Below are 22,321 nucleotides of genomic sequence, written 5' to 3' on the forward strand. Positions count from 1 at the left end.
CATCATGAGCAAAGTAAACCAGCAGGACATCGATAAACTGATCGAACTGGTGGGCGGGCGCGGCAACATCGCCACCGTCAGCCACTGTATTACCCGTTTGCGCTTTGTGCTGAACGACCCGGCCATCGCCAAACCAAAAGAGATTGAACAGCTGCGCATGGTGAAGGGATGCTTCACTAACGCCGGTCAGTTCCAGGTGGTCATCGGCACCGAGGTGGGCGATTACTACAAGGCCCTGCTGGCTACCACCGGCCAGACCTCCGCCGATAAAGAGCAGGTCAAGCAGGCCGCGCGGCAAAATATGAAGTGGCATGAGCAGTTGATCTCGCACTTTGCCGAGATCTTCTTCCCGCTGCTTCCTGCGCTAATCAGTGGCGGTCTGATCCTCGGTTTCCGTAACGTCATCGGCGACTTACCCATGAGCAACGGCCAGACGCTGGCTCAGATGCACCCGTCGCTGAAAACCATCTATGACTTCCTGTGGCTGATTGGCGAAGCGATCTTCTTCTATCTGCCGGTGGGGATCTGCTGGTCAGCGGTGAAGAAGATGGGCGGCACGCCGATCCTCGGGATCGTCCTTGGCGTCACCCTGGTTTCCCCGCAGCTGATGAACGCCTATCTCCTCGGCCAGCAGGTGCCGGAGGTGTGGAACTTCGGCCTGTTTACCATTGCCAAAGTCGGCTACCAGGCGCAGGTGATCCCGGCCCTGCTGGCGGGCCTGACGCTGGGCTTTATCGAGACGCGCCTCAAGCGCATCGTGCCTGACTACCTCTATCTGGTGGTGGTGCCGGTGTGCTCGCTGATTCTGGCGGTGTTCCTTGCCCATGCGGTTATCGGCCCGTTTGGCCGCCTGATCGGCGATGGCGTGGCCTTCGCGGTGCGCCATTTGTTAACCGGCAGCTTCGCGCCGATCGGCGCCGCGCTGTTCGGCTTCCTGTATGCGCCGCTGGTAATAACCGGCGTACATCAGACCACTCTTGCTATCGATATGCAGATGGTACAGAGCATGGGCGGCACCCCGGTGTGGCCACTGATTGCGCTATCCAACATTGCCCAGGCATCGGCGGTGGTCGGCATTATTATTGCCAGCCGTAAACAGAATGAACGCGAAATCTCGGTGCCGGCGGCAATCTCTGCTTACCTCGGGGTTACCGAACCGGCGATGTACGGTATCAACCTGAAATACCGCTTCCCGATGCTGTGCGCGATGATCGGATCCGGCCTCGCTGGCCTGCTGTGCGGCCTGAACGGCGTGCTGGCGAACGGCATCGGTGTCGGCGGCCTGCCGGGCATCCTCTCCATCCAGCCAACCTACTGGCAGGTGTACGCCATGGCGATGGCTATCGCGGTGGTGGTGCCGATTATCCTGACCACCGTGGTGTATCAGCGCAAGTACCGTCAGGGCACCTTGCAGATTGTCTAACTTCTTCTTTCGGGGCGCCTTTGGCGCCCCTCGTTGCAGCAGGAAAGCACTATGAATCATCTTCCCCACTGGTGGCAAAACGGCGTTATTTATCAAATCTATCCGAAGAGTTTTCAGGATACCACCGGCAGCGGTACCGGCGATCTGCGCGGCGTTACCGCCCGTCTCGACTACCTGCAAAAGCTCGGCGTCGACGCTATCTGGCTAACGCCGTTCTACGTCTCGCCGCAGGTAGACAACGGCTACGATGTGGCGAACTACACCGCTATCGATCCCTCCTACGGCACGATGGCCGATTTTGACGCCCTGGTGGCGGAAGCGAAGGCCCGCGGCATCCGCATCGTGCTGGATATGGTGCTGAACCACACGTCGACCGAACACGAATGGTTCCGTCAGTCGCTGAATAAGGAGAGTCCCTACCGTCAGTTCTATATCTGGCGCGACGGCGAACCGGACGCGCTGCCGAACAACTGGCGCTCCAAGTTTGGCGGTAACGCCTGGCAGTGGCATGCCGACAGCGGACAGTATTATCTGCACCTGTTCGCCATTGAGCAGGCGGATCTCAACTGGGAGAACCCGGCGGTGCGCGCCGAGCTGAAAAAGGTCTGTGAATTCTGGGCCGACCGCGGCGTCGACGGTCTGCGCCTGGACGTGGTGAACCTGATCTCGAAAGACCAGACCTTCCCCTGCGATGCGGACGGTGATGGCCGCCGCTTCTACACTGACGGCCCGCGGGTGCATGAATTCCTGCAGGAGATGAGCCGCGATGTCTTTACTCCCCGTAACCTGATGACCGTCGGCGAAATGTCCTCCACCTCGCTGGAGCACTGCCAGCAGTACGCCGCGCTGGACGGCCGCGAGCTGTCGATGACCTTTAACTTCCACCATTTAAAGGTCGATTATCCCGGCGGCGAAAAATGGACCCTCGCCCGCCCGGATTATGTGGCGCTGAAAGCGCTGTTCCGCCACTGGCAGCAGGGGATGCACAATCGGGCGTGGAACGCGCTGTTCTGGTGTAACCACGATCAGCCGCGCATCGTGTCGCGCTTTGGCGACGAAGGTGAGTATCGGGTACCGGCGGCAAAGATGCTGGCGATGGTGCTGCACGGCATGCAGGGCACACCCTATATCTATCAGGGCGAAGAGATCGGCATGACCAACCCGCACTTTAGCAACATCAGCGACTATCGCGACGTCGAAAGCCACAATATGTTTATCGAACGCGCAGCGCAGGGGCAAAGCCCGGACGAACTGCTGGCAATCCTCGCCAGTAAGTCGCGCGACAACAGCCGCACGCCGATGCCATGGCACGCCGGCGAGAACGGCGGCTTTAGCGACGGTGAGCCGTGGATCGGCCTTGGCGATAACTACCGGGAGATTAACGTCGAGGCGGCGCTGGCGGACCCCGATTCGGTGTTTTATGCCTATCAGCAGCTGATTACGCTGCGCAAAACCACGCCGGTGCTGACCTGGGGGGATTATCAGGATCTGCTGCCGGACCATCCATCGCTGTGGTGTTATCGCCGCCAGTGGCAGGGGCAAACGCTGGTGGTGGCCGCCAACCTGAGCCGCGACCTGCAGACCTGGCAGCCAGAGGAAGCCCAGGGCGACTGGAAGATGATCATCAGCAACTATGCCGAAACCACGCCCCGCCCGACCGGTCTGACGCTGCGGCCGTTCGAAGCCGTATGGTGGCTGCAGGCGTAAGGTACTTTTTGCCCGACAGAAACCGGAGCGTAATGCCTGGCATCGGAGGTGGATGCCAGGCATTTTTGCTTATTTTCCAGCCAGATAAATTTACATTTCGTGCCAGCGCCCATCATCCGTACTCTCACCTTTTTACCTTGTTCTGGGTCAATAAAATCGCAAACATCTTTGATGCAAATCACTACATATAGAACTTAAAATGCGTCCCGGCCCTACATGTTGTATTAATCGTCTATTATGTCACCATATCTTGTCGATGTCTGGCGGTGATGAGATGTGGATAAAACGGGCCGGATCTGAAGGCAAACGGCACTAGCCGTAGTGTGGCGCGTCTTTGGAATAACCTCCGCCTCTGTGGATAACCTGTTCTATATATGGAGTGATCATGACACCGCATGTGATGAAACGTGATGGCTGTAAAGTGCCGTTCAAGTCAGAGCGCATTCAGGAAGCAATTCTACGTGCAGCTAAAGCAGCGGGAGTCGATGACGCAGACTATTGCGCCACCGTCGCAGAAGTCGTTAGCCAGCAAATGCAGGGCCGCGCCCAGGTCGACATCAACGAGATCCAGACTGCGGTAGAAAACCAGCTGATGTCCGGCCCCTATAAGCAGCTGGCGCGCGCCTACATTGAGTATCGCCATGACCGCGATAGCCAGCGCGAGAAGCGCGGCCGCCTCAATCAGGAGATCCGCGGCCTCGTCGAGCAGACCAACTCCGCGCTGCTCAACGAAAATGCCAACAAGGATAGCAAAGTCATCCCGACCCAGCGCGACCTGCTGGCCGGTATCGTCGCCAAGCACTATGCGCGGCAGCACCTGCTGCCCCACGATGTGGTGATGGCCCACGAGCGCGGCATGATCCACTATCACGACCTCGATTACTCGCCCTTCTTCCCGATGTTCAACTGCATGCTGATCGACCTGAAAGGGATGCTGACCCAGGGCTTTAAGATGGGCAACGCGGAGATCGAGCCGCCGAAGTCTATCTCTACCGCCACCGCGGTGACGGCGCAGATCATCGCCCAGGTCGCCAGCCATATTTATGGCGGCACCACCATCAACCGTATCGATGAAGTGCTGGCGCCGTTCGTCACCGAGAGCTTCAAAAAGCATCGCAAAATCGCCGAAGAGTGGCAGATCCCGGATGCCGAAGGCTATGCCCGCTCCCGTACCGAAAAAGAGTGCTACGACGCCTTCCAGTCGCTGGAATATGAAGTGAATACGCTGCATACCGCCAACGGCCAGACGCCGTTCGTCACCTTTGGCTTCGGCCTCGGCACCCGCTGGGAATCGCGCCTGATCCAGCAGTCGATTCTGCGTAACCGTATCGCCGGCCTCGGTAAAAACCGCAAAACCGCGGTATTCCCGAAACTGGTCTTCGCCATTCGCGACGGCCTGAACCATAAGTTCGGCGATCCGAACTACGACATCAAGCAACTGGCACTGGAATGCGCCAGCAAGCGCATGTACCCGGATATCCTCAACTACGATCAGGTGGTGAAAGTCACCGGGTCATTTAAAACGCCGATGGGCTGCCGCAGCTTCCTCGGGGTGTGGGAAAACGAGAACGGCGAGCAGGTGCATGACGGCCGCAATAACCTCGGCGTGATTAGCCTCAACCTGCCGCGTATCGCCCTGGAAGCGAAAGGCGACGAAGCCGCCTTCTGGGCGCTGCTGGACGAGCGCCTGCAGCTGGCGCGCAAAGCGCTGATGACCCGTATTGCCCGTCTGGAAGGAGTGAAGGCCCGCGTGGCGCCGATCCTGTATATGGAAGGGGCCTGCGGCGTGCGGCTGAAAGCCGACGATGATGTCTCCGAGATCTTCAAAAACGGCCGCGCGTCCATTTCACTGGGCTATATCGGTATCCATGAGACCATCAATGCGCTGTACGGCAATCAACATATGTACGACAGCAAAGCGCTGCGTGAGAAAGGTGTAGCCATCGTCCAGCGCCTGCGCGACGCCGTCGATTTGTGGAAGGAAGAGACCGGCTACGGCTTTAGCCTGTACAGCACGCCGAGCGAAAACCTGTGCGACCGCTTCTGCCGTCTCGACACCGCCGAGTTTGGTGTGGTGGAGGGCGTGACCGATAAAGGTTACTACACCAACAGCTTCCACCTTGACGTCGAGAAGAAGGTCAACCCGTACGACAAGATCGATTTCGAAGCGCCGTACCCGCCGCTGGCCAACGGCGGCTTCATTTGCTACGGCGAGTACCCGAACATCCAGCACAACCTGAAGGCGCTGGAAGACGTGTGGGATTACAGCTATGAACACGTGCCGTACTACGGGACCAATACGCCGATCGATGAATGCTACGAGTGCGGTTTCACCGGCGAGTTCGAGTGCACCAGCAAGGGCTTTACCTGCCCGAAATGCGGTAACCACGACGCTGCCCGCGTGTCGGTTACTCGTCGGGTATGCGGTTATCTCGGCAGCCCGGACGCGCGTCCGTTCAACGCCGGCAAGCAGGAAGAAGTGAAGCGCCGCGTTAAGCACCTGGGCAATGGGCAGATCGGTTAAATACCAATGCGCTTTTCCCGGATAGCGGCGCGCAGCGCCTTATCCGGGCTACTGTTTTGCACCGTCCGGTAGCCCGGGTAAGGCGGAACGCCGCGACCCGGGAAATGTCCGCATTCCTTCGTTTTCGCAAAGCAATTAGCGTCAGAGCAAGGCGGCAAACGAGGGAATCCCCGGGAGCGTACATTCAGTACGTGACTGGGGTGAGCGAGCGCAGCCAACGCGGCTATGGCGTTAATTGAGAAGCGAAAAATGAATTACCATCAGTACTACCCGGTAGATATCGTCAACGGCCCCGGCACCCGCTGCACCCTGTTTGTCTCCGGCTGCGTCCACGAGTGCCCCGGCTGCTACAACAAAAGCACCTGGCGGGTGAACTCCGGTATGCCGTTTACCACCGAGATGGCCGACCGCATCATTGCCGACCTCAACGATACCCGCATCAAGCGCCAGGGGATTTCACTCTCCGGCGGCGATCCGCTGCATCCGCAAAACATCGCGGAGATCCTCAAACTGGTTCAGCGCGTGCGCGCCGAATGCCCCGGCAAAGATATCTGGGTCTGGACCGGCTATAAACTGGATGAGCTGAATGAGGCGCAGATGCAGGTAGTGAACCTGATCAACGTGCTGGTCGACGGTAAGTTTGTGCAGGATTTAAAAGACCCGGCGCTGATCTGGCGCGGCAGCAGCAACCAGGTGGTACATCATTTGCGATAGCGTTTAGAGCCGTTTAGTCGCCTGATGATAAACGGCCGCTTTCTCTCAATTGCCATTCGCGCCAGGCTCGTGGATCAAACTCCAGTTCATAGGTCATCCAGACTCACCTTAACCCCCGGCCGTGGGTTTTCCAGCCGTTCGCGAACGGTGCGTAATAACGCCGCTTCGCCATCACTGATGGTCATACTTTTCACCGGCATGCGGCCATTTTCCGCAATGTATTGAAACAGCAGGCGTACCGCCTCCGTTGGTGTCATATCGAGTTTCTCCAGCACGGCATAAGCCTCTTTTTTGAGTTTATCGTCCAGTCGAACATTGAGCGTGGCCATTATGCCTCCAGAAAGGGGAATTTTGTAATGCAGTATAGCATTACATTTGAATTACATTCGAATCTGGAAAACGCCTCTCAAAACCGGCTGACGCATTCCATCGCCACCGTTTTAAACTCATCGAAGCTGCGGGTCGCGGCGAGGCGGCTCATGGCGCGCTCGCGCAGGAAAGTCACGAAAATATCGTAGATCGCCATCGCCTCTTCGTACTCGCGCTTGCTGATGGCGAGCAGGAAAATGATATGGGCGGTTTCGTCGCCCCAGGCGATGCCCTGCGGGGCGATAACGGTATACACCACCGTCTTTTTGGCCAGCAGCCCCAGGGAGTGCGGCAGCGCAATGCCATCGCCGAGCATGGTGCTGACAATCGCCTCACGCTCGACCACCGAAGCATGAAACTCGGCGTCAACAAAGCCTTCCTCCAGCAGTTGCTGGCACAGCTCAGCGAACAGCGTTTGCTGATCCATCGGCTTATCGACCACCCGGAAGTGGGCGGCATCGAAGTACTTATTCAGCATCCACGGACGGGTACGGTCCACCAGCACCAGCTTGCCAATCTGATCCAGCTGATAGTCGGTGGGAAACGGCGCGATGGTCACCACTGGTTTGTCTTTTTCGCTGATGCGCACCGTGGAGATAACAAAATCCGCCTCGATCGCTTCCCGCTGTTCGTACTCGCGCTGGGAAATCGTGGCGGCGATCTCCAGCTGCGGATATTTGCGCTGCAGGATCGCTTCGATCATCCGCACCATCGCATTGCTGGTATCGCACACCAGCAACACCTGCGGTTGACGCTGGTAGCCGATGTTGTAATGGCGCTCCAGCCCGACGCCGATATGTAGCACCAGGAAGCCAATTTCGTTTTCGCTGATGGTATAAGGCGTGTACTTCCCCCAGCTGGAGACCGCGGCGAGGGTCATATCCCAGGCCATCGGGTAGTGCTGTTTGATGTTATCCAGCAGCGGATTGGGGATCATGATCTGGTAGCGCACGCGGGTGATCATGGTCTTAATGTGGGTCAGCAGATCGGCGTGCAGCTGGGCGTCGTCCAGCAGGTTGTAGTTATACTGGCTGTTGATGTAGCGCAGAATGTAATTGACCAGCGCTTCGTCGTCGTCGGCGCTGATGGTTTCCGGATCGACGTCCTGCACCTGGCGGGCGGCGAGATGCACGCACAGCCACTCTTCTTCGGCAGGCGAGAAGGGCTTTCCGGCCAGCCGCTGTAGCTCTCCCGCCAAATCACGCGCGGCGTCACGGACGTTTTGCGCCACATCTTCGGCGCTGAAGTCGGCCAGCGGATAGCCTTCGCTGACGCGGCGTACCACGACCGCGCCGTACAGGCAGATAAAGCGCTCACCGACATCGGTGAGGCGAATATGGTGCCGGGTGAGCGTCTCCTGCAGCATCGGCTCCAGCAGCGCAGGCACTTCCGCCTCCAGCGCCTCGGCGCCGATCAGCGGATTGATACCGTCCTGCTGGGTTAACTCCCACAGCAGATCGGTCAGGCAGGCGCGAATCGACACTTCGCTGCCGAACAACTTCATGCCGTGGCGCGGGCGGGTTTCAAGGGTGAGCTGATAGCGCTGGAAGCGCTCGCGCACCTCGACCATATCATTTTGCAGCGTCGCGCGGCTGACGAACCACTCATCCGCCAGGTCTTCCAGCTTGATGGAGAACGCCGACGTCAGGAAGCGCACCAGCAGGAATGTGATGCGGTCCTGGGCGGTTCGCGGCACATGCTGCGTCTTCGGCGCGGTCGCCTCCAGCGTCTGAAAGCGCGACGGATCGTCAATTTTCAGTTGATAACCGCTGCCGCGGTTGAGCGTAAACTGCGCGCCATACTGCGCCAGTAGCGCATTCAGTGCAGTAATATCGGCGCGCACAGTACGAGTGGAAACCGACAGGCGTTGCGCCAGCTCATCCTGCGGCAGCGTTTCATTCCGCAGCAGGGTGAAGAGTTGCGCTAAGCGTTGGTTGGGAAATCGCATGTCAGTTCCTTGTAATTACGGCTCAGGGTTGGGCGGATATCACCATCTGCGATGGGCTACCGACCGGCGTGTAGTCAGGGGCAAAGGTTAATTTGCCATCCTTCGGCGCCACGCTAAAACGGGTAATATTATCGCTACGCTGGTTCATGACGTACAGCCACTGCCCCTGATTATCCAGGGTCAGCGTACGGGGGTAATCCCCACGCGTCCAGATATCTTCCTGGTGGCTCAGGCGGCCATCCGCCAGCACGCTAAAGTGGGCGATGCTGTTGTGCAGGCGGTTGGCAACGTACAGCTGCTTGCCGTCGTTGCTCAGCGCCAGGCCGGCGGCAAAGCTGGTACCCTTATACTCTTTCGGCAGCGCGGAGACGGTTTTGCCTTCGCGCAGCAGGCCGCTTTGCTTATCCAGATGATAGAAAGTCAGCGTCGACGCTTCTTCGTTGATCAGCCACAGGCCGTCGCCCTTTGGCGTAAAGACGAAGTGGCGTGGGCCGGCTCCCGGCGACGAAGCGGCGATGAACGGCGGATCGTTCGGCGTCAGCTTGCCGCTGGCGCTATCCAGCCGGTACTGATAGATCCGATCCAGCCCCAGATCGGTGGAGTAAACAAATTTCCCGCTGGGATCGGCGGCGATCATATGGGCGTGCGGGCCATTGTGATCGCTGATGGCGAAACTGCCCTCGACGGCAGCCGCCGGGCGTTCGGCGCCTGCCGGGCCTTCATCCTGATGCTTGTCCACTGCCTCGCCCAGGCTACCATCTTCTTTCACCGGTAGCACGGCGATACTCCCGCTGACGTAGTTGGCCACCAGCAGATGTTTACCATCCGGCGTCAGGGAGAGATACACCGGCCCGGCGCCGCCGGAAGCAACCTGGCTGAGTGCGGTCAACTCGCCATTCTTCTCAATGCGCCACGCCTGCACGACGCCTTTTTCGACTTCACTGGCGGCATACAGCGTTTTGCCATCGCGCGACACGGTCAGCTGCGCGACGTTTGGCAACGCGCTCACCAGCGCCTTGTCATGCAGCGCACCGGTGTTGGCATTGACGGTAAAGCGGTACAGACCTTCGCCATTGGGGTTATAGGTACCTACCCAGGCATAGTGGGTTTGCGCGGCGCCCGCGGCGGCGGCAAACAGGGACAGTGAAGCGACAAGCAGATGACGAGCGACAGGCATAGCAACTCCTTGATGGTTCGGTGGGGGATGTTTCCCCTCACCCCGCCCCTCTCCCAAGGGGAGAGGGAGAAAACCAGACGGTCCCCTCTCTCTGAGGGAGAAAACCGGATGGTCCCCTCTCCCTCCGGGAGAGGGTTAGGGTGAGGGACAATGGCACTACTTCACTAACTGTTTGGTCATCTCCAGCAGCTGGCGCACATCGGCCGGGCGGGTGTTGCCGCTGGCTTTATCGATAATCGAGCTGTAGATATGCGGGATGATTTTGCTCACCCCGGCATCGAGGGCGATTTTCAGGATCTCGCTGTAGTTGTCCAGATCGATACCGCCGGTCGGCTCAAGCCAGAAATCGTGCGCGGCGCAGGCTTTCGCCACAGCTTCGAATTCGGCGCGGTGCTTCAGGCCGCCCATCGGGAAGTATTTGATGGAGCTGCCGCCCATGTCTTTCAGCAGCGCGATGGCGGTTTCCAGCGGCACAATGCCATCCGCCGCGCCGCTACTCAGCGGGCCGGTTGAGATCTTCACCATTCCCGGCGTACCGGTGGGCGACACCAGGCCATTCACCACGGTCTCGTTCTGCCCGAGCAGCGCGCGGCTGGTGGCCACGCCGGTGAAGACCTGGTTGACGTGCTGCGGCTGCACCTGGCGCGAAATCTCGCTCACCATCGCCGACTGGTTTGGATCGCCTGCGCCCAGCCCGACGGAGAGCGCGTTATCGATCAGCTTCGCGTAGTCACGCATATCGGCCACCGCGCTGGCGACGTCCGGATAGTTTTTGGAGAGCACGCCGACCAGGACGTGACCTTCCGCCGCGTCGTAAATTTCGCGGGCGTTGTCTTTGCTGCCCGCCAGGACGTTCAGGCACACGCGGTCACGGTAAAAGTTTGGGGTCAGTTTCATGCTTGTTTCTCCTTGTTTAGCACTTCCGCGATGCGGCGGGCGACCACCGCCAGCTGCTCCGCGTTCACGCTGCGGACATCGGCTTCGATAATGCCTTCGTTAGCTTTGTAGCCGCGGAAGTAAATGGCGTATTCGCCCTGCTTCAGCGCGTTAACCAGATCGCCGGTCTTCACGCCGGTCACCGCTTCGTTGAATTTGATTTCGGCGCGGGCGATATCGCGACCCGCGCTATCCCACACCACCCGGGCGGTCACGCCATTAAGCGTGTTGAGCTGTTCGATAAACGGCGTCATCTTCGCCACCATCTGCTGACCGCTCTCTTTGCTCGCCGTCAGGTAGTGTTCAATGGCGCAGGTCAGGCCGAGAATGCCCTCTTTACCCACTTTCATCGCCCGGCCAATCCCCATCGACTGGCGTTTAACCCACTCGACGTACTGCGTTTTGCCGATCACCAGCCCGCTGGTCGGCCCTTCAATGGCTTTCGCGCCGCTGTAGATCACCAGGTCGGCGCCCATGCGGTAGTAGCACTGCAGATCTTCTTCCGCCGCCGCATCGACGATCAGCGGCAAGCCATGCTGACGCGCGACTCCCGCGGCCTGCGCTACGTTGAGCATGCTTTTCTGCACGCAGTGGTGGGATTTGATATACAGGATCGCCGCGGTGCGCGGGGTGATTGCCGCCGCCAACTGATCGGCGGAACATTCGTTGGCGTAGCCCGCTTCCACCAGCTTACCGCCGCCCAGCGCCACCATGGTGCCGACCGGCGCGCCGAAGTTGACGTTGTGGCCCTTCGGCATGACGATTTCGTTATTCTCTATCGGCGTGACGTGCAGGTTCTCCAGCAGCCAGTCGCTATCTTTCACCAGCACCGCCGCCACCGACTGGGCAATCCCCGCGGAGGCGCAGGAGACAACGGTCGCCCCTTCCACATCCAGCAGCCTGGCAATGTACTCGCCGGTTTTATTCACCAGGTCTTTCATTTCAAAGTACTGGTTCATACCGGCCATCGCGGCTTCCACCACTTCCGGGCGCGGCGTGGAAACGCCCAGCGCCGTCATCCGGCCAGAAGTATTAATCACCTGTTTTAAATGGTATTTCTCAAAAATCGAAGGCATGTTCCGCGCTCCCTTGTTCGGTCAGATAGCCTTTGCCCGCGCGGATCGCGGCCAGCGGCACCAGAATGTTGTCAGCCTGGAGGCTCTCTTTTTCGGCATCCACCAGCAGCGTGGGCCGGTGCTCCAGGCGAAATAGCGTTAAATCGGCGTCGAAGCCCACTTCCAGCCGCCCTTTACGCGACAGGCGCAGCCCCTCGGCGGCGCTGACGGTCACGCAGTCAACTACCTGCGGCAGGGTCATGCCGATGGCGAGGAATTTCGACATCACCAGCGCCAGCGAGCGCACCGGGCCGTCGATACGGTTGCGGCAGTAAATGTCGGAGCTGATGGTGTGCGGCAGAATGCCCAGCGCAATCGCCCGCCGCGCCACTTCAAAGCTGAAGCTGGCGGTGCCGTGCCCGACGTCGAGGCGCACGCCGCGCTGCAGAGCGCGAATAATCGAGCTACGCAGTTCGCCGGCGGGATTCAGAATGCGGTTCGGCTTGCCGTTATAGCAGTGAGTAATGATGTCGCCGCGGCTCAGCAGGTCGGCGATTTCATCGAGGTTCGGCGGGTTATTGCCGATGTGCACCATCAGCGGAAGATCGCCGTTTTGCTGCTGAATGGTCTTGGCGCGCGCCAGCGGCGTAATGCCGTTTTCGCCCACCACGCTGCTGCTCATCCGCGCTTTCAGGCCGACGATAAAATCAGGATGACGCTGCACCGCCTGCTTCACCGCCTCGGCGTCGATATTGGCCATATTGGCCAGTTCGTTCTGCGCAATCAGCCCGACGCGGGAGATATTGAGCAGCGCATAAACTTCCGTCGCCGCTTTGCGGGTCAGCTGATAGAAATCGTCAACGTCGTCGGCACCGGTGCTGCCGGCATCAATCACGGTGGTGACGCCGGTGGCGATACCCACGCTATCCGGCTCATCGTGATAAATCGGTGAATTCGGGTAGCAGTGAACATGGGAGTCAATCCAGCCGGCGCTAACGTAGCTGTTGCCGTGCAAATCGATGGTTTTGCGGGAGGGCGCGCTAATCTCGCCCAGCGCCGCGATTTTCCCGTCCTGGATGGCGATATCAGTCAGGGTATCGTCGACGAGGCGCGCACGGCGCAGGAGTAAATCAAACATAGCTATCTCCTGATGAAAAGAGTGTACGGATGGCGAGGTCATCGGCCTACCAATCGCGCTGACGTGTAGGCCTGATAAGCGCAGCGCCATCAGGCGGCTAGCTAATCGCCACCGGGAAGATGGAGCCGAGGATCATCGCGCCGAGGATGGCGCCGCCGGTGATCGGTTTCTGCCAGATGTAGAACAGCAGTGCGCCAACCAGCGAGCCAATCCCGATAGGAATCGAGGCGGTCATCGCGCTGAGGATGATCAAGGGGCCAAGGAAGCGGCCAGAGGCGTTACCGGCCCCCATCATTACGTCGGCACCGTAGGTGGAATCGCTCTGGTTGATGGTGAACTTACGCGCCAGAATGATGATGTAACCCACTGCCAGACCAAGGACCAGGCCGGTGACCAGCGACGCGGCGAAGTTCGCCACCGGGAAGACAAAGCCCGCGCCGAGCAGCAGCGCCGGAACGCCGAGGCCAATACCGGTTTGAATGGCACCGCCGATATCCAGAATCCCCACCAGCGACCCTTCGATAATGCGGGCGAACAGGAAGCTGGCGCCGAATGCCGCCACCGCGCCGTACGCGCCGGTATCAATCCCTGCCTTCAACATCGCCACGAAGGCCACTTCGTTAAAGGCGCCGATGCCGTACAGATAGTACATGTGCGTCCCGGCGAAGACGCCGGAGGAGAGCAGGCCAACAAAGATCGGGAACGACCAGTCGGCATACCAAAAACCTTTATTCTGTTCCATTATCAGGCTCCCGTTACTTGCCGCTGAGTGAGTTGTGGATCATGTCCAGCCAGTTCGGCACGGTCAGATGGAAGGATTCGAGCATCTTCATGTCGAAGCCGCGGAAGAAGCCGCTGAGGACAAACAGCGCGACAATGGCGATCATCATCACTTTGGTTACCCGGTTCCAGCCGCTCTCCTCTACCCCTTTACCGATCAGAATACCCAGTACCAGACCCGGTACGGCGTTCCCCATAATCAGCTGCGCCGCGCCGCCGAAAATCGTCGCCCAGAAGCCTGATTTCTTACCGGCATCGATAGCCGCCAGCCAGAAGATCACCGGCATCACGGTATTCACCAGCAGGTTTGCCGCCGGCACCAGCACCTTAACCGCGGTGACCTGCAGCGCTTCCGGTACGGAAGAGGCGGTCAGGTTAAGGAAGGCGACGACGATCATGCCGATGATGCCGCAGGCAATCGCCATTCTTTTCGGATCGTGCAGGGTTTCGCCAACGTTACGATTTTTTAGCATCAGCGCCGCCGCGCCCCAGTTAGGGATAATGCGGTGGTCGACGTCCTGGGTGAAGGAACCTGCTGCAACGGAAGAGGCCCAGGCGTTAAAGAAGAAGCCAAGGCCAAAGGAGAAGTGAGAGGCCGGATCGCCTTCACAGGAGTTAAGCTCGCCCAGGGTACGAAACGCCCCCATCCCCTGCGTGGTGGGGGCGTGAAACATGCGTGCCGCTCCGGCGCCCACGCCGACGCCGACCAGGCCGCCGATAATGAGCGATTTTATTAAAATTATCAGGAACATAGTTAGACCCTTTGCTAACAATCAGGTTTGCGTGACGAAAGCCACTTTATCGAGATCGATGGCGGTCACGTTGACGGTGACGTCCAGCTCCACGCTGTAAGTCCGTCGTTCACGGCGCAAAAAGAAGAACAGAAAGGCCTCTTTTCGTACCGCTTCGCGCGCATGAACAACCGTCACGTCCTGTGGCTCAATACGCAGCAGAATGTGCGATGACGTTTTCATCACCGCAGCCTGCACATGGTTCAGGGCATCGGCGAAGGCCCGTGATTTGCTTTCGCCTTTGCCGGCAACCCTCACCGTGGTGGTGAATTGCTCTTTCATACTTATGCGCCGTATTTCTTTTTCCAGGCTTCAACCAGGCGCTCGCCCAGCTCTTCTTTATCCATAAAGCCGAAGCCCAGCACGTTGCAGCCTTCGTTAATGGCGGTGACGCCCTCTTCAACGGAACGCATGCCATATTTCGCTTTGTAGCCGTATTTGGTCTGCGCGGTGATGGCCCCGGCGCCGCCGCTGCCGCAGAAGGAGATGCCGAAGGTGGCGTTTTCCGCTTTCATCATGTCGCCCAGTTTCATATCGGCAGCAACGCCAGGGACGACCACAGCACGTGCGCCCGCTTTCTCAGCGCCTGCAGCGACTTTTTGTCCTTTGCCCAGGCGGTCGCCAATAACAACGGTGATTTGTTCCATGTTTTGCTCCTTACAGGTTTTCTTTTGCGACTTCGAAATGGACGGACAGCAGCCAGGCCTCTTCATCAGGCAAGTTGCCAAACTGCGCGACCACTTCGCGGGCCAGCATCATTGAATCTGGTGAAATCTCTTCGAACAGGCTGGCATCCACTTCCGGCAGCGGTTCACCGCTGATTGACCGGTGGGCCATGGCCCGCACGTGGGAAGTCAGCATTTGCTCCTGAACGTCGTTAGGGACGATGCCGTGACGGTTTAACAGGGCAAAAACCTGCTGCAGCATCTTGTCAGCCAGGCGTTCGGTCTGCGCTGCCTGCTCCCCTTCGTCGTGTGTTACCGCTCCGTTATTCACTTCTGATACCCCGCTGATGTCTCTGGGAATCAAAGTAGCGCCGGGGGGAAGGAGTTTGTAGCGAGTTGTTTTCCACTTCGAAGTGGAAAGGGAGACGGCAGGCGTGATCGACCCCACATATTCATCGGAAAAATATCAAAACAGGCGCTATGGCGTGAGACGTATCACAACAATGAGCGTGACTGAGCCGCCCGCGGCAGAGGAAAGGCCGGAAAAAGAGAGAGGAAAAGTGTGATATCGGTAGGATTACAGGCGGGAGGCATCGGCTGATGCCTCCCGAAAAGAACGATTAGCGGTACTTCTTATGGTAGGTGTTGCGGGTGGTTTTAAACTCCTCCGCGGCGGCCTGCGCCTCTTTCACCTTGCCTTCGTTCGCCAGCTTCAGCGCACCGTCGATCTGGCCGATCAGAATATCCAGACCATGACGGTAATCTTTCATCTCAGCGCTGTCGGCCGCTTTGCCTTCCAGCTTCGGCGGGGTTTCTTTCTGGGCATCGACCGCGGCGGTACGCATCTTATTCAGCGCCGCTTTCAGCTCGCCGGCGTCGGAGGTCTTCTGTACCACTTGCAGGTTTTCTGCCAGAGTGTCCATGTCTTCGCCCAGGTCGGCGAAGGCCGATGCTGAACCGAGCGCAAAAGCAGAGACAGCCAGCATCGCTAACAGTTTTTTACGCATTGCTCACTTCCTTTTTATTATTTAAGCAAACAGGTGTTATTGCCCGGCGATTTTCATCTCCGGCAGCAGCACAGAACCACACTGAATGTTGCTGCGCGTTTCAATATCATCGCCAATGGTCACGATATTACGCCACATTTCTTTCAGATTTCCTGCAATGGTGATCTCACTGACAGGATATTGAATTTCGCCGTTTTCTACCCAGAAGCCAGATGCGCCGCGTGAGTAGTCGCCAGTGACGCCACTGACACCCTGCCCCATCAGTTCGGTAACCACAAGACCGGTGCCCATCTCTTTAAGCATCTTTGCAAAACTCAGGCCGCGGCCGTTAATGCGCCAGTTGTGGATGCCCCCGGCGTGGCCGGTGCTTTTCATCCCCAGCTTACGCGCCGAGTAGTTGGTCAGCAGCCACTGGGTCAGCACCCCGTCTTTGATGATGTCACGACGCTCGGTGCGCACGCCTTCGCTGTCGAACGGCGTGGAGGCCAGCCCTTTCAGCAGGTGCGGATGTTCTTCGATGGTCAGCCACTCAGGCAAAATTTGTGTGCCCAGCGAATCGAGCAGGAAGGTGGATTTGCGGTATACCGAACCACCGGCAATCGCGCCCACCAGGTGACCAAACAGCCCGGTCGCCACTTCGTTGGCGAAAATCACTGGCGCCTTCATGGTCGACAGCTTACGCGGCGCCAGACGCGACAGGGTGCGGCGGGCGCACTCTTCCCCAACCCATTCCGGTGACTGCAGATCCTCTATCGCCCGGCCAATGGTGTAGGCGTAGTCGCGTTCCATATCGCCGTCATCTTCCGCGATGACGCAGCTGGAGAGCGAATGGCGAGTCGAGCAGTAACTTTGCAGCATGCCGTGACTGTTACCGAACACTTTGATGCCGTAGTGGCTGTTAAAGCTGCCGCCTTCGGTGTTAGTGATGCGCTTATCTGCCTTCAGGGCCACTTGCTCCGCGCGAGCAGCCAGTTCGATGGCTTCGTCCGGGGAGACTTCCGCCGGGTGGAACAGGTCCAGATCCGGGGCGTCAAAGGCCAGCAGCTCTTTATCGGCCACACCGGCAAACGGATCCGGGGAGGTGTAGCGCGCAATATCCAGCGCCGCCTGTACGGTGCGGGCGATGGCGTCCGGACTCAGATCGGTCGAGGAGGCGCTGCCTTTACGGTTTTGATGATAGACGGTGATGCCAAGCGCGCCGTCGCTATTGAATTCTACGTTCTCCACTTCGCCATAGCGGGTGCTGACGCCGATGCCCGTCGTTTTGCTGACGGAGACTTCCGCACCGTCAGATTTACCTGCCGCCAGTTCCAGTGCCGTGGTAACGGCTTCTTCCAGCGTCTTACGCTGCTGTGCAACTTGAGAGATGACTTTCATTGCTAATGCCATAATGTAAGAAGGAGTTAACTGAAGTCTAACAGAGAACCGTTTTTCAGTGCGCGCCTTAACTGGTAACATTAGCCTCTTTTTTTAAGGAGCCTGAAGATGACAAAGCAGCCCGATGACTGGCTCGACGACGTGCCCGGTGATGACGTTGAAGATGAAGATGATGAAATCATCTGGGTCAGTAAGAGTGAAATTAAGCGCGACGCGGAAGAACTGAAGCGTCTTGGCGCGGAACTCGTTGACCTGGGGAAAAATGCGCTGGATAAAATTCCGCTGGATACTGACCTGCGTGACGCCATCGAACTCGCCCAGCGTATCAAAAAAGAGGGTCGCCGCCGCCAGCTGCAGCTTATCGGTAAGATGCTGCGCAACCGCGATGTCGATCCGATTCGTCAGGCGCTGGACAAGCTGAAAAACCGCCACAACCAGCAGGTTGCGCTGTTCCACAAGCTGGAGCAGATCCGCGATCGACTGATTGACGATGGGGATGACGCTGTCGCTGAAGTGCTGAACCTGTGGCCAGATGCTGACCGTCAGCAGCTGCGTTCGCTGATCCGCAATGCGAAGAAAGAGAAAGAGGGCAACAAGCCGCCGAAATCGGCGCGCCTGATCTTCCAGTATCTGCGCGAACTGGCTGAAAACGAAGGCTAAGTCCCGCTATTTTTGCCCGCAATAGTCTCCCGGATGGCGGCGCGCTGCGCCTTATCCGGGCTACAGTTCCCTATATATCAAACGGTTACTCTGTTTCGTAGGCCCGCGCAAGCGCAGCGCCGCCGGGCAACCTGTACCTGACTCCGTTCCCGACGTTGTGCCGGATGGCGGCTAACGCCTTATCCGGCCTACGGGACCCTATATATCAACCGGTTACTCAACACCGTAGGCCCGCGCAAGCGCAGCTCCGCCGGACAACCTGTACCAGACTCCGTTCCCGTCGTTGTGCCGGATGGCGGCTAACGCCTTATCCGGCCTACGGAACCCTATATATCAAACGGTTACTCTGTTTCGTAGGTCCGCGCAAGCGCAGCGTCGCCGGGCAACCTGTACCAGACTCCGTTCCCGTCGTTGTGCCGGATGGCGGCTAACGCCTTATCCGGCCTACCTTCACCCCAGTTCTAAGGCCTGCGCCAGCAGGGATGTACCCTTCGCATAGCCTGGATCCCCTCATCCACACCACGATACGTTTGTTTATTGCCTGACTTACCAAGCTGAATCGTTAAAGCTGAAAACAATGTAGATCACATATTGTGGTGATAAATTCGCATTACTTAGCAAAATAATACGACTCTCATCGCATTTAACATCATCAAAACGGCCACTTTCTCACCAGGTGAGGCGCTTCACATTTTAATCACCCCCATGCCGGTAGATTTCACACGTCAATGACACAATCGATTCAGCAAAAAGGGAATAAAAATGAAAAAGACATTGGTTCTGACGACTATCGCCCTGCTGGTTTCTGGCTCAGCCACGGCAAAAACATGGGTGCTGACGAACGCTGAAGAGGGTATGGATAAAGGAAACTGGCAGATCAGCAGCGATCAGCTGAAGGTAAAAGACCATGCGTTCAGCATTGAGCAAAAAGTCCTGCACGGCGGTAAGCAGGAAGGCAGCAAAATCCTCACCATTCACAGTAAAGACGGCCTGACCATCACCCTGAGCCCGACACGCGGCATGAACTTACTGCGTATTGAGGGTTTCGGCAGCCGGATGGGCTGGGATTCGCCGGTTAAAGAGGTCGTCAACCCGGCGTTTATCAACCTGGAAAGTCGCAATGGCCTCGGCTGGCTGGAAGGATTCAACGAGATGATGGTCCGCTGCGGCTATGAATGGACCGGCCATCCGGTGACCGCGGACGGGCAGATTTATACCCTGCACGGCAAGGCGGGCAATACCCCGGCGTCGCGGGTAGAAGTCGAGGTGGCTGACAGCGCGCCGTATGAAATCCGCATCCGCGGGCTGGTGAAAGAGAGCACCTTCAAAAAAGCCGATCTACAGACTTTGACCGAACTGCGCTACGTCCCGGGCAGTAACAGCTTCAGCCTGCATGATGTCTTAACCAACCATGCCGACTATCCGCATGATTATCAGATTATCTACCACAGCAACTTCGGCACCCCGATCCTCGAAGAAGGCGCGCGCTTCCTCGCCCCGATGTCCAGCATCAGCCCGTTCAATGATTACGCGAAGAGCGGGTTAAAAACCTGGCAGACCTATCAGGGACCGACCAAAGATTTTGACGAGATGGTATTTAATATTCAGCCGCTGGCCGATGAAAATCACCAGACCCTGGCCGCGGTGGTCAACAAAGCGGGCGATAAAGGGGCATCCATTCAGTTTGATACCCGTCAGCTGCCGGTCCTGACGCTATGGAAAAATACCGACACCATCAAACAGGGCTACGTCACCGGTATCGAACCGGGCACCAGCTACGCCTATCCGGTCACCATTGAACGCGAACAAAAACGCGTGAAGCAGCTGCAGCCGGGCGCCAGCGCGCAGTTTGATCTGACCTACACTCTGCTGCACGACAGCGCCCAGGTGGCCGCCGTTGAGCAGAAAATCGCTCAGATTCAGGGCGACAATAAAGTCGCGGAGAACGAGACGCCGATCGCCAAAGAGTAAGGTTGTAACCAGTGAATTCCCGGAGCGGGGCGACGCCCCGTTCCGGGCTACTCCCGCCCCATCACCTCGCGCCCGAGATCCCGGGCAAACTGCTGGTACTGTCGCTCATCGATCGGCTGCGGGTAGCTCAGCACCAGCAGCTCATGATCCGCGATGCCCTGATGATAGCTCGGGTGATGATGCGCCCACGCATTGGCATGAAACCCCATCGACTGATAAAAACGCAGCCGTTTGTGAGCGATCGCCGTCGTCAGCGGATCGATTTCCAGAATGGTCAGCGGCGCGCGCGTCAGGATCTGCGCCAGCAGCTGTTTACCATAGCCGCGGGAGCGCAACGTATCGTCGATCGCCAGATGTTCGATATAACCGTAGCCGGCAAACTGCCAGCAGCCGCTGAGGCCGATAAATATGCCGTCATCGAACCACGCTTCCAGCGCGTAGTGCGGGTTGCTCAGCGCCTGACGTTTGGCCTCGCTTTCGCGCTGCTCGTGCCACGGAAAGGCGCGCGCGTAGAGCGCGTCCAGCGTGGCGAAATGGGGCGAGTCGGTAGAACGTAATCTTTCGCAGATCAGCATGGCACAATCCCTGGTGGCGAAAACAAAACTGCCCTCACACGGAGGGCAGTGATCGGAGGCGTTCGCGCTTATTCTGCCGCGGCCGCTTTTTGCGCCAGCTTATCCAGCAGCTTTTGATGAATGCCGCCGAAGCCGCCGTTGCTCATCACCAGGATATGGTCGCCCGGGTGGGCGGTTTTGACCACCATGTCCGCCAGGGTATCGACGTCGGCGCTCCAGTGGGCTGGCTGGACGCAGGCTTCCGCCACTTCAGCCACCTGCCACGGAATATGCTGCGGCTGCAGGAGAAACACTTCATCAGCGCGACCAAGCGACGGCGCCAGATCGTCCTTGCAGACGCCCATTTTCATGGTGTTAGAGCGCGGCTCCAGCACGGCGAGAATACGCGCGGTGCCGCCCACTTTGCCGCGCAGCGCCTGCAGCGTGGCGAGGATCGCCGTCGGATGATGGGCGAAATCGTCATACACGGTGACGCCGTTGGCTTCACCGCGCAGCTCCAGGCGACGGCGGGCGTTGATAAAACTGCCCAGCGCGTTCGCGGCATCCGCCGGCAGTACCCCGACGTGACGCGCCGCGGCAATCGCCATCAGGCCGTTATGCATATTATGCTCGCCGACCAGCGCCCACTTCACCTCGCCGACTTTTTCGCCGTCGAGCAGCACTTCCCACTGCGAGGCGTCGGCGTTCAGTTTCTTCGCCTGCCAGTGGCCCTGCTCGCCCACCAGCTCCTGCTCGCTCCAGCAGCCCATCGCCATCACCTGCTTCAGGTTGATATCGTTCTCCGGCAGGATGATTTTGCCTTTGCCCGGCACGATGCGCACCAGATGGTGGAACTGTTTCTGAATCGCCTTCAGGTCGTCAAAGATATCCGCGTGATCGAACTCAAGGTTGTTGAGGATCAGCGTCCGCGGGCAGTAGTGAACAAACTTGGAGCGCTTGTCGAAGAAGGCACAGTCGTATTCATCCGCTTCAATGACGAAGAAGGGGCTGTCGCCCAGACGCGCAGAGACCTCGAAATTACCCGGCACGCCACCGATCACGAAGCCCGGTTTATAGCCGCAGGCTTCGAGGATCCAGGTTGCCATCCCGGCAGTGGTGGTTTTGCCGTGGGTCCCGGCGACGGCCAGCACCCAGCGATCGCGCAGCACGAAGTCGTGCAGCCACTGCGGGCCGGACATATACGGAATATTATTTTCCAGCACCGCTTCAACGCACGGGTTGCCGCGGGTCATGGCATTACCGATGATCACCAGATCCGGCCGGGGCTCCAGCTGGCTGGGGTCATAACCCTGAATTAAATCAATCCCCTGGTTTTCCAGCAGGGTGCTCATCGGCGGATAGACGTTAGCATCCGACCCTGTTACCTCATGACCGAGGGAGCGCGCCAGCATGGCCAGGCCCCCCATAAACGTGCCACAGATTCCTAAAATATGAATGCGCATTCGTCATTTCCTTCTCTTATCCGGGGCACATTTTACCCATATCCCGGGCCCTGGCGAAATGC

The 22,321-nt window shown here is 58.5% G+C and carries 22 protein-coding genes; 6 read left to right on the plus strand and 16 right to left on the minus strand.

The window, feature by feature from the left end; translation table 11 throughout:
* Positions 1–4: 4 nt before the first annotated feature.
* The 4 genes from treB (at position 5) to nrdG (ending at position 6,368) form a co-directional block, all read left to right on the plus strand.
* Positions 5–1,423 carry a PTS trehalose transporter subunit IIBC gene (gene treB / locus CWM58_RS20890; RefSeq protein WP_100681686.1) on the plus strand — a complete coding sequence of 473 codons (1,419 nt, stop codon included), beginning with the start codon at positions 5–7 and terminating at the stop codon, positions 1,421–1,423.
* A 51-nt stretch (positions 1,424–1,474) separates the two neighbouring features.
* Positions 1,475–3,130: an alpha,alpha-phosphotrehalase gene (treC, locus tag CWM58_RS20895; protein WP_100681687.1), complete on the plus strand. Its 1,656-nt coding sequence runs from the start codon at positions 1,475–1,477 to the stop codon at positions 3,128–3,130.
* 385 nt (positions 3,131–3,515) lie between these two features.
* On the plus strand, positions 3,516–5,654 hold the full coding sequence (gene nrdD / locus CWM58_RS20900) for an anaerobic ribonucleoside-triphosphate reductase (RefSeq protein WP_100681688.1): 2,139 nt from the start codon (positions 3,516–3,518) through the stop codon (positions 5,652–5,654).
* A gap of 249 nt (positions 5,655–5,903) precedes the next feature.
* A complete protein-coding gene (gene nrdG / locus CWM58_RS20905; protein WP_061155975.1) occupies positions 5,904–6,368 on the plus strand; it encodes an anaerobic ribonucleoside-triphosphate reductase-activating protein in 465 nt (154 codons plus the stop codon).
* Between the two features lie 86 nt (positions 6,369–6,454).
* On the opposite strand, the gene CWM58_RS20910 is transcribed toward nrdG, so the two are convergent.
* The 13 genes from CWM58_RS20910 to pmbA form a co-directional block, all read right to left on the minus strand.
* Positions 6,455–6,697 carry a type II toxin-antitoxin system RelB/DinJ family antitoxin gene (locus CWM58_RS20910; RefSeq protein ID WP_002886901.1) on the minus strand — a complete coding sequence of 81 codons (243 nt, stop codon included), beginning with the start codon at positions 6,695–6,697 and terminating at the stop codon, positions 6,455–6,457.
* 77 nt (positions 6,698–6,774) lie between these two features.
* Positions 6,775–8,685 carry a BglG family transcription antiterminator gene (locus CWM58_RS20915; protein ID WP_100681689.1) on the minus strand — a complete coding sequence of 637 codons (1,911 nt, stop codon included), beginning with the start codon at positions 8,683–8,685 and terminating at the stop codon, positions 6,775–6,777.
* A 22-nt stretch (positions 8,686–8,707) separates the two neighbouring features.
* Positions 8,708–9,862, minus strand: coding sequence for a lactonase family protein (locus tag CWM58_RS20920; RefSeq protein ID WP_100681690.1), 1,155 nt, complete (start codon positions 9,860–9,862; stop codon positions 8,708–8,710).
* A 156-nt stretch (positions 9,863–10,018) separates the two neighbouring features.
* Positions 10,019–10,759, minus strand: coding sequence for a 2-dehydro-3-deoxy-phosphogluconate aldolase (gene dagF / locus CWM58_RS20925; protein ID WP_008807137.1), 741 nt, complete (start codon positions 10,757–10,759; stop codon positions 10,019–10,021).
* Entirely contained in the window at positions 10,756–11,874 is a 1,119-nt protein-coding gene (locus tag CWM58_RS20930; protein ID WP_100681691.1) for a DgaE family pyridoxal phosphate-dependent ammonia lyase, read from the minus strand. The genes dagF and CWM58_RS20930 overlap by 4 nt, the downstream gene beginning before the upstream one ends.
* Positions 11,858–12,991, minus strand: a complete 1,134-nt coding sequence (locus CWM58_RS20935; protein WP_100681692.1) for an amidohydrolase/deacetylase family metallohydrolase — start codon at positions 12,989–12,991, stop codon at positions 11,858–11,860. Before CWM58_RS20935 ends, CWM58_RS20930 begins: the two co-directional genes overlap by 17 nt.
* A 97-nt stretch (positions 12,992–13,088) precedes the next feature.
* Complete coding sequence (locus tag CWM58_RS20940) at positions 13,089–13,733, minus strand: DUF4310 family protein (protein WP_061155982.1); 645 nt, start codon at positions 13,731–13,733, stop codon at positions 13,089–13,091.
* A gap of 13 nt (positions 13,734–13,746) precedes the next feature.
* Positions 13,747–14,523: a DUF4311 domain-containing protein gene (locus CWM58_RS20945; RefSeq protein ID WP_100681693.1), complete on the minus strand. Its 777-nt coding sequence runs from the start codon at positions 14,521–14,523 to the stop codon at positions 13,747–13,749.
* Positions 14,524–14,544: 21 nt separating this feature from the next.
* A complete protein-coding gene (locus tag CWM58_RS20950; RefSeq protein WP_061155984.1) occupies positions 14,545–14,844 on the minus strand; it encodes a DUF4312 family protein in 300 nt (99 codons plus the stop codon).
* A 2-nt stretch (positions 14,845–14,846) separates the two neighbouring features.
* Positions 14,847–15,209 carry an SFCGS family glycine-rich protein gene (locus tag CWM58_RS20955; protein WP_004206501.1) on the minus strand — a complete coding sequence of 121 codons (363 nt, stop codon included), beginning with the start codon at positions 15,207–15,209 and terminating at the stop codon, positions 14,847–14,849.
* A 10-nt stretch (positions 15,210–15,219) separates the two neighbouring features.
* Complete coding sequence (locus tag CWM58_RS20960) at positions 15,220–15,558, minus strand: PRD domain-containing protein (protein ID WP_100681694.1); 339 nt, start codon at positions 15,556–15,558, stop codon at positions 15,220–15,222.
* Positions 15,559–15,847: 289 nt separating this feature from the next.
* Entirely contained in the window at positions 15,848–16,234 is a 387-nt protein-coding gene (gene cybC, locus CWM58_RS20965; RefSeq protein WP_002886893.1) for a cytochrome b562, read from the minus strand.
* Positions 16,235–16,270: 36 nt separating this feature from the next.
* Positions 16,271–17,623 carry a metalloprotease PmbA gene (gene pmbA, locus CWM58_RS20970; RefSeq protein ID WP_061155986.1) on the minus strand — a complete coding sequence of 451 codons (1,353 nt, stop codon included), beginning with the start codon at positions 17,621–17,623 and terminating at the stop codon, positions 16,271–16,273.
* 96 nt (positions 17,624–17,719) lie between these two features.
* Here pmbA and yjgA point away from each other — a divergent pair, with 96 nt between their 5' ends.
* The gene (gene yjgA, locus CWM58_RS20975; protein WP_074387255.1) at positions 17,720–18,271 is read left to right on the plus strand and encodes a ribosome biogenesis factor YjgA; all 552 of its coding nucleotides are present in this window, start codon (positions 17,720–17,722) and stop codon (positions 18,269–18,271) included.
* A 461-nt stretch (positions 18,272–18,732) separates the two neighbouring features.
* Here yjgA and CWM58_RS28820 read toward each other — a convergent pair whose 3' ends face one another.
* Entirely contained in the window at positions 18,733–18,849 is a 117-nt protein-coding gene (locus CWM58_RS28820; RefSeq protein WP_165785830.1) for a hypothetical protein, read from the minus strand.
* Positions 18,850–19,033: 184 nt separating this feature from the next.
* Here CWM58_RS28820 and CWM58_RS20980 point away from each other — a divergent pair, with 184 nt between their 5' ends.
* A complete protein-coding gene (locus CWM58_RS20980; protein WP_100631246.1) occupies positions 19,034–20,242 on the plus strand; it encodes an aldose 1-epimerase family protein in 1,209 nt (402 codons plus the stop codon).
* 47 nt (positions 20,243–20,289) lie between these two features.
* Here the strand turns inward: CWM58_RS20980 and CWM58_RS20985 are convergent, their stop codons facing one another.
* Complete coding sequence (locus CWM58_RS20985; RefSeq protein WP_100681695.1) at positions 20,290–20,817, minus strand: GNAT family N-acetyltransferase; 528 nt, start codon at positions 20,815–20,817, stop codon at positions 20,290–20,292.
* 68 nt (positions 20,818–20,885) lie between these two features.
* Positions 20,886–22,259 (minus strand): UDP-N-acetylmuramate:L-alanyl-gamma-D-glutamyl-meso-diaminopimelate ligase, encoded by a 1,374-nt coding sequence (gene mpl / locus CWM58_RS20990; RefSeq protein WP_100681696.1) that lies wholly within the window; start codon positions 22,257–22,259, stop codon positions 20,886–20,888.
* Positions 22,260–22,321: the final 62 nt, after the last annotated feature.

Origin of the sequence: Klebsiella sp. H-Nf2, assembly GCF_002806645.1 — a bacterium.
Lineage (GTDB): Bacteria > Pseudomonadota > Gammaproteobacteria > Enterobacterales > Enterobacteriaceae > Klebsiella > Klebsiella variicola.

Coding starts and splice junctions, on each gene's coding strand:
- CWM58_RS20930 (WP_100681691.1), bottom strand. CDS start 11,874: ATGCCTTCGATTTTTGAGAAATACCATTTAAAACAGGTGATTAATACT.
- CWM58_RS20945 (WP_100681693.1), bottom strand. CDS start 14,523: ATGTTCCTGATAATTTTAATAAAATCGCTCATTATCGGCGGCCTGGTC.
- CWM58_RS20920 (WP_100681690.1), bottom strand. CDS start 9,862: ATGCCTGTCGCTCGTCATCTGCTTGTCGCTTCACTGTCCCTGTTTGCC.
- nrdD (WP_100681688.1), top strand. CDS start 3,516: ATGACACCGCATGTGATGAAACGTGATGGCTGTAAAGTGCCGTTCAAG.
- CWM58_RS20985 (WP_100681695.1), bottom strand. CDS start 20,817: ATGCTGATCTGCGAAAGATTACGTTCTACCGACTCGCCCCATTTCGCC.
- mpl (WP_100681696.1), bottom strand. CDS start 22,259: ATGCGCATTCATATTTTAGGAATCTGTGGCACGTTTATGGGGGGCCTG.
- cybC (WP_002886893.1), bottom strand. CDS start 16,234: ATGCGTAAAAAACTGTTAGCGATGCTGGCTGTCTCTGCTTTTGCGCTC.
- pmbA (WP_061155986.1), bottom strand. CDS start 17,623: ATGGCATTAGCAATGAAAGTCATCTCTCAAGTTGCACAGCAGCGTAAG.
- yjgA (WP_074387255.1), top strand. CDS start 17,720: ATGACAAAGCAGCCCGATGACTGGCTCGACGACGTGCCCGGTGATGAC.
- CWM58_RS20940 (WP_061155982.1), bottom strand. CDS start 13,733: ATGGAACAGAATAAAGGTTTTTGGTATGCCGACTGGTCGTTCCCGATC.
- nrdG (WP_061155975.1), top strand. CDS start 5,904: ATGAATTACCATCAGTACTACCCGGTAGATATCGTCAACGGCCCCGGC.
- CWM58_RS20935 (WP_100681692.1), bottom strand. CDS start 12,991: ATGTTTGATTTACTCCTGCGCCGTGCGCGCCTCGTCGACGATACCCTG.
- CWM58_RS20955 (WP_004206501.1), bottom strand. CDS start 15,209: ATGGAACAAATCACCGTTGTTATTGGCGACCGCCTGGGCAAAGGACAA.
- dagF (WP_008807137.1), bottom strand. CDS start 10,759: ATGAAACTGACCCCAAACTTTTACCGTGACCGCGTGTGCCTGAACGTC.
- CWM58_RS20950 (WP_061155984.1), bottom strand. CDS start 14,844: ATGAAAGAGCAATTCACCACCACGGTGAGGGTTGCCGGCAAAGGCGAA.
- treC (WP_100681687.1), top strand. CDS start 1,475: ATGAATCATCTTCCCCACTGGTGGCAAAACGGCGTTATTTATCAAATC.
- CWM58_RS20910 (WP_002886901.1), bottom strand. CDS start 6,697: ATGGCCACGCTCAATGTTCGACTGGACGATAAACTCAAAAAAGAGGCT.
- treB (WP_100681686.1), top strand. CDS start 5: ATGAGCAAAGTAAACCAGCAGGACATCGATAAACTGATCGAACTGGTG.
- CWM58_RS20915 (WP_100681689.1), bottom strand. CDS start 8,685: ATGCGATTTCCCAACCAACGCTTAGCGCAACTCTTCACCCTGCTGCGG.
- CWM58_RS20980 (WP_100631246.1), top strand. CDS start 19,034: ATGAAAAAGACATTGGTTCTGACGACTATCGCCCTGCTGGTTTCTGGC.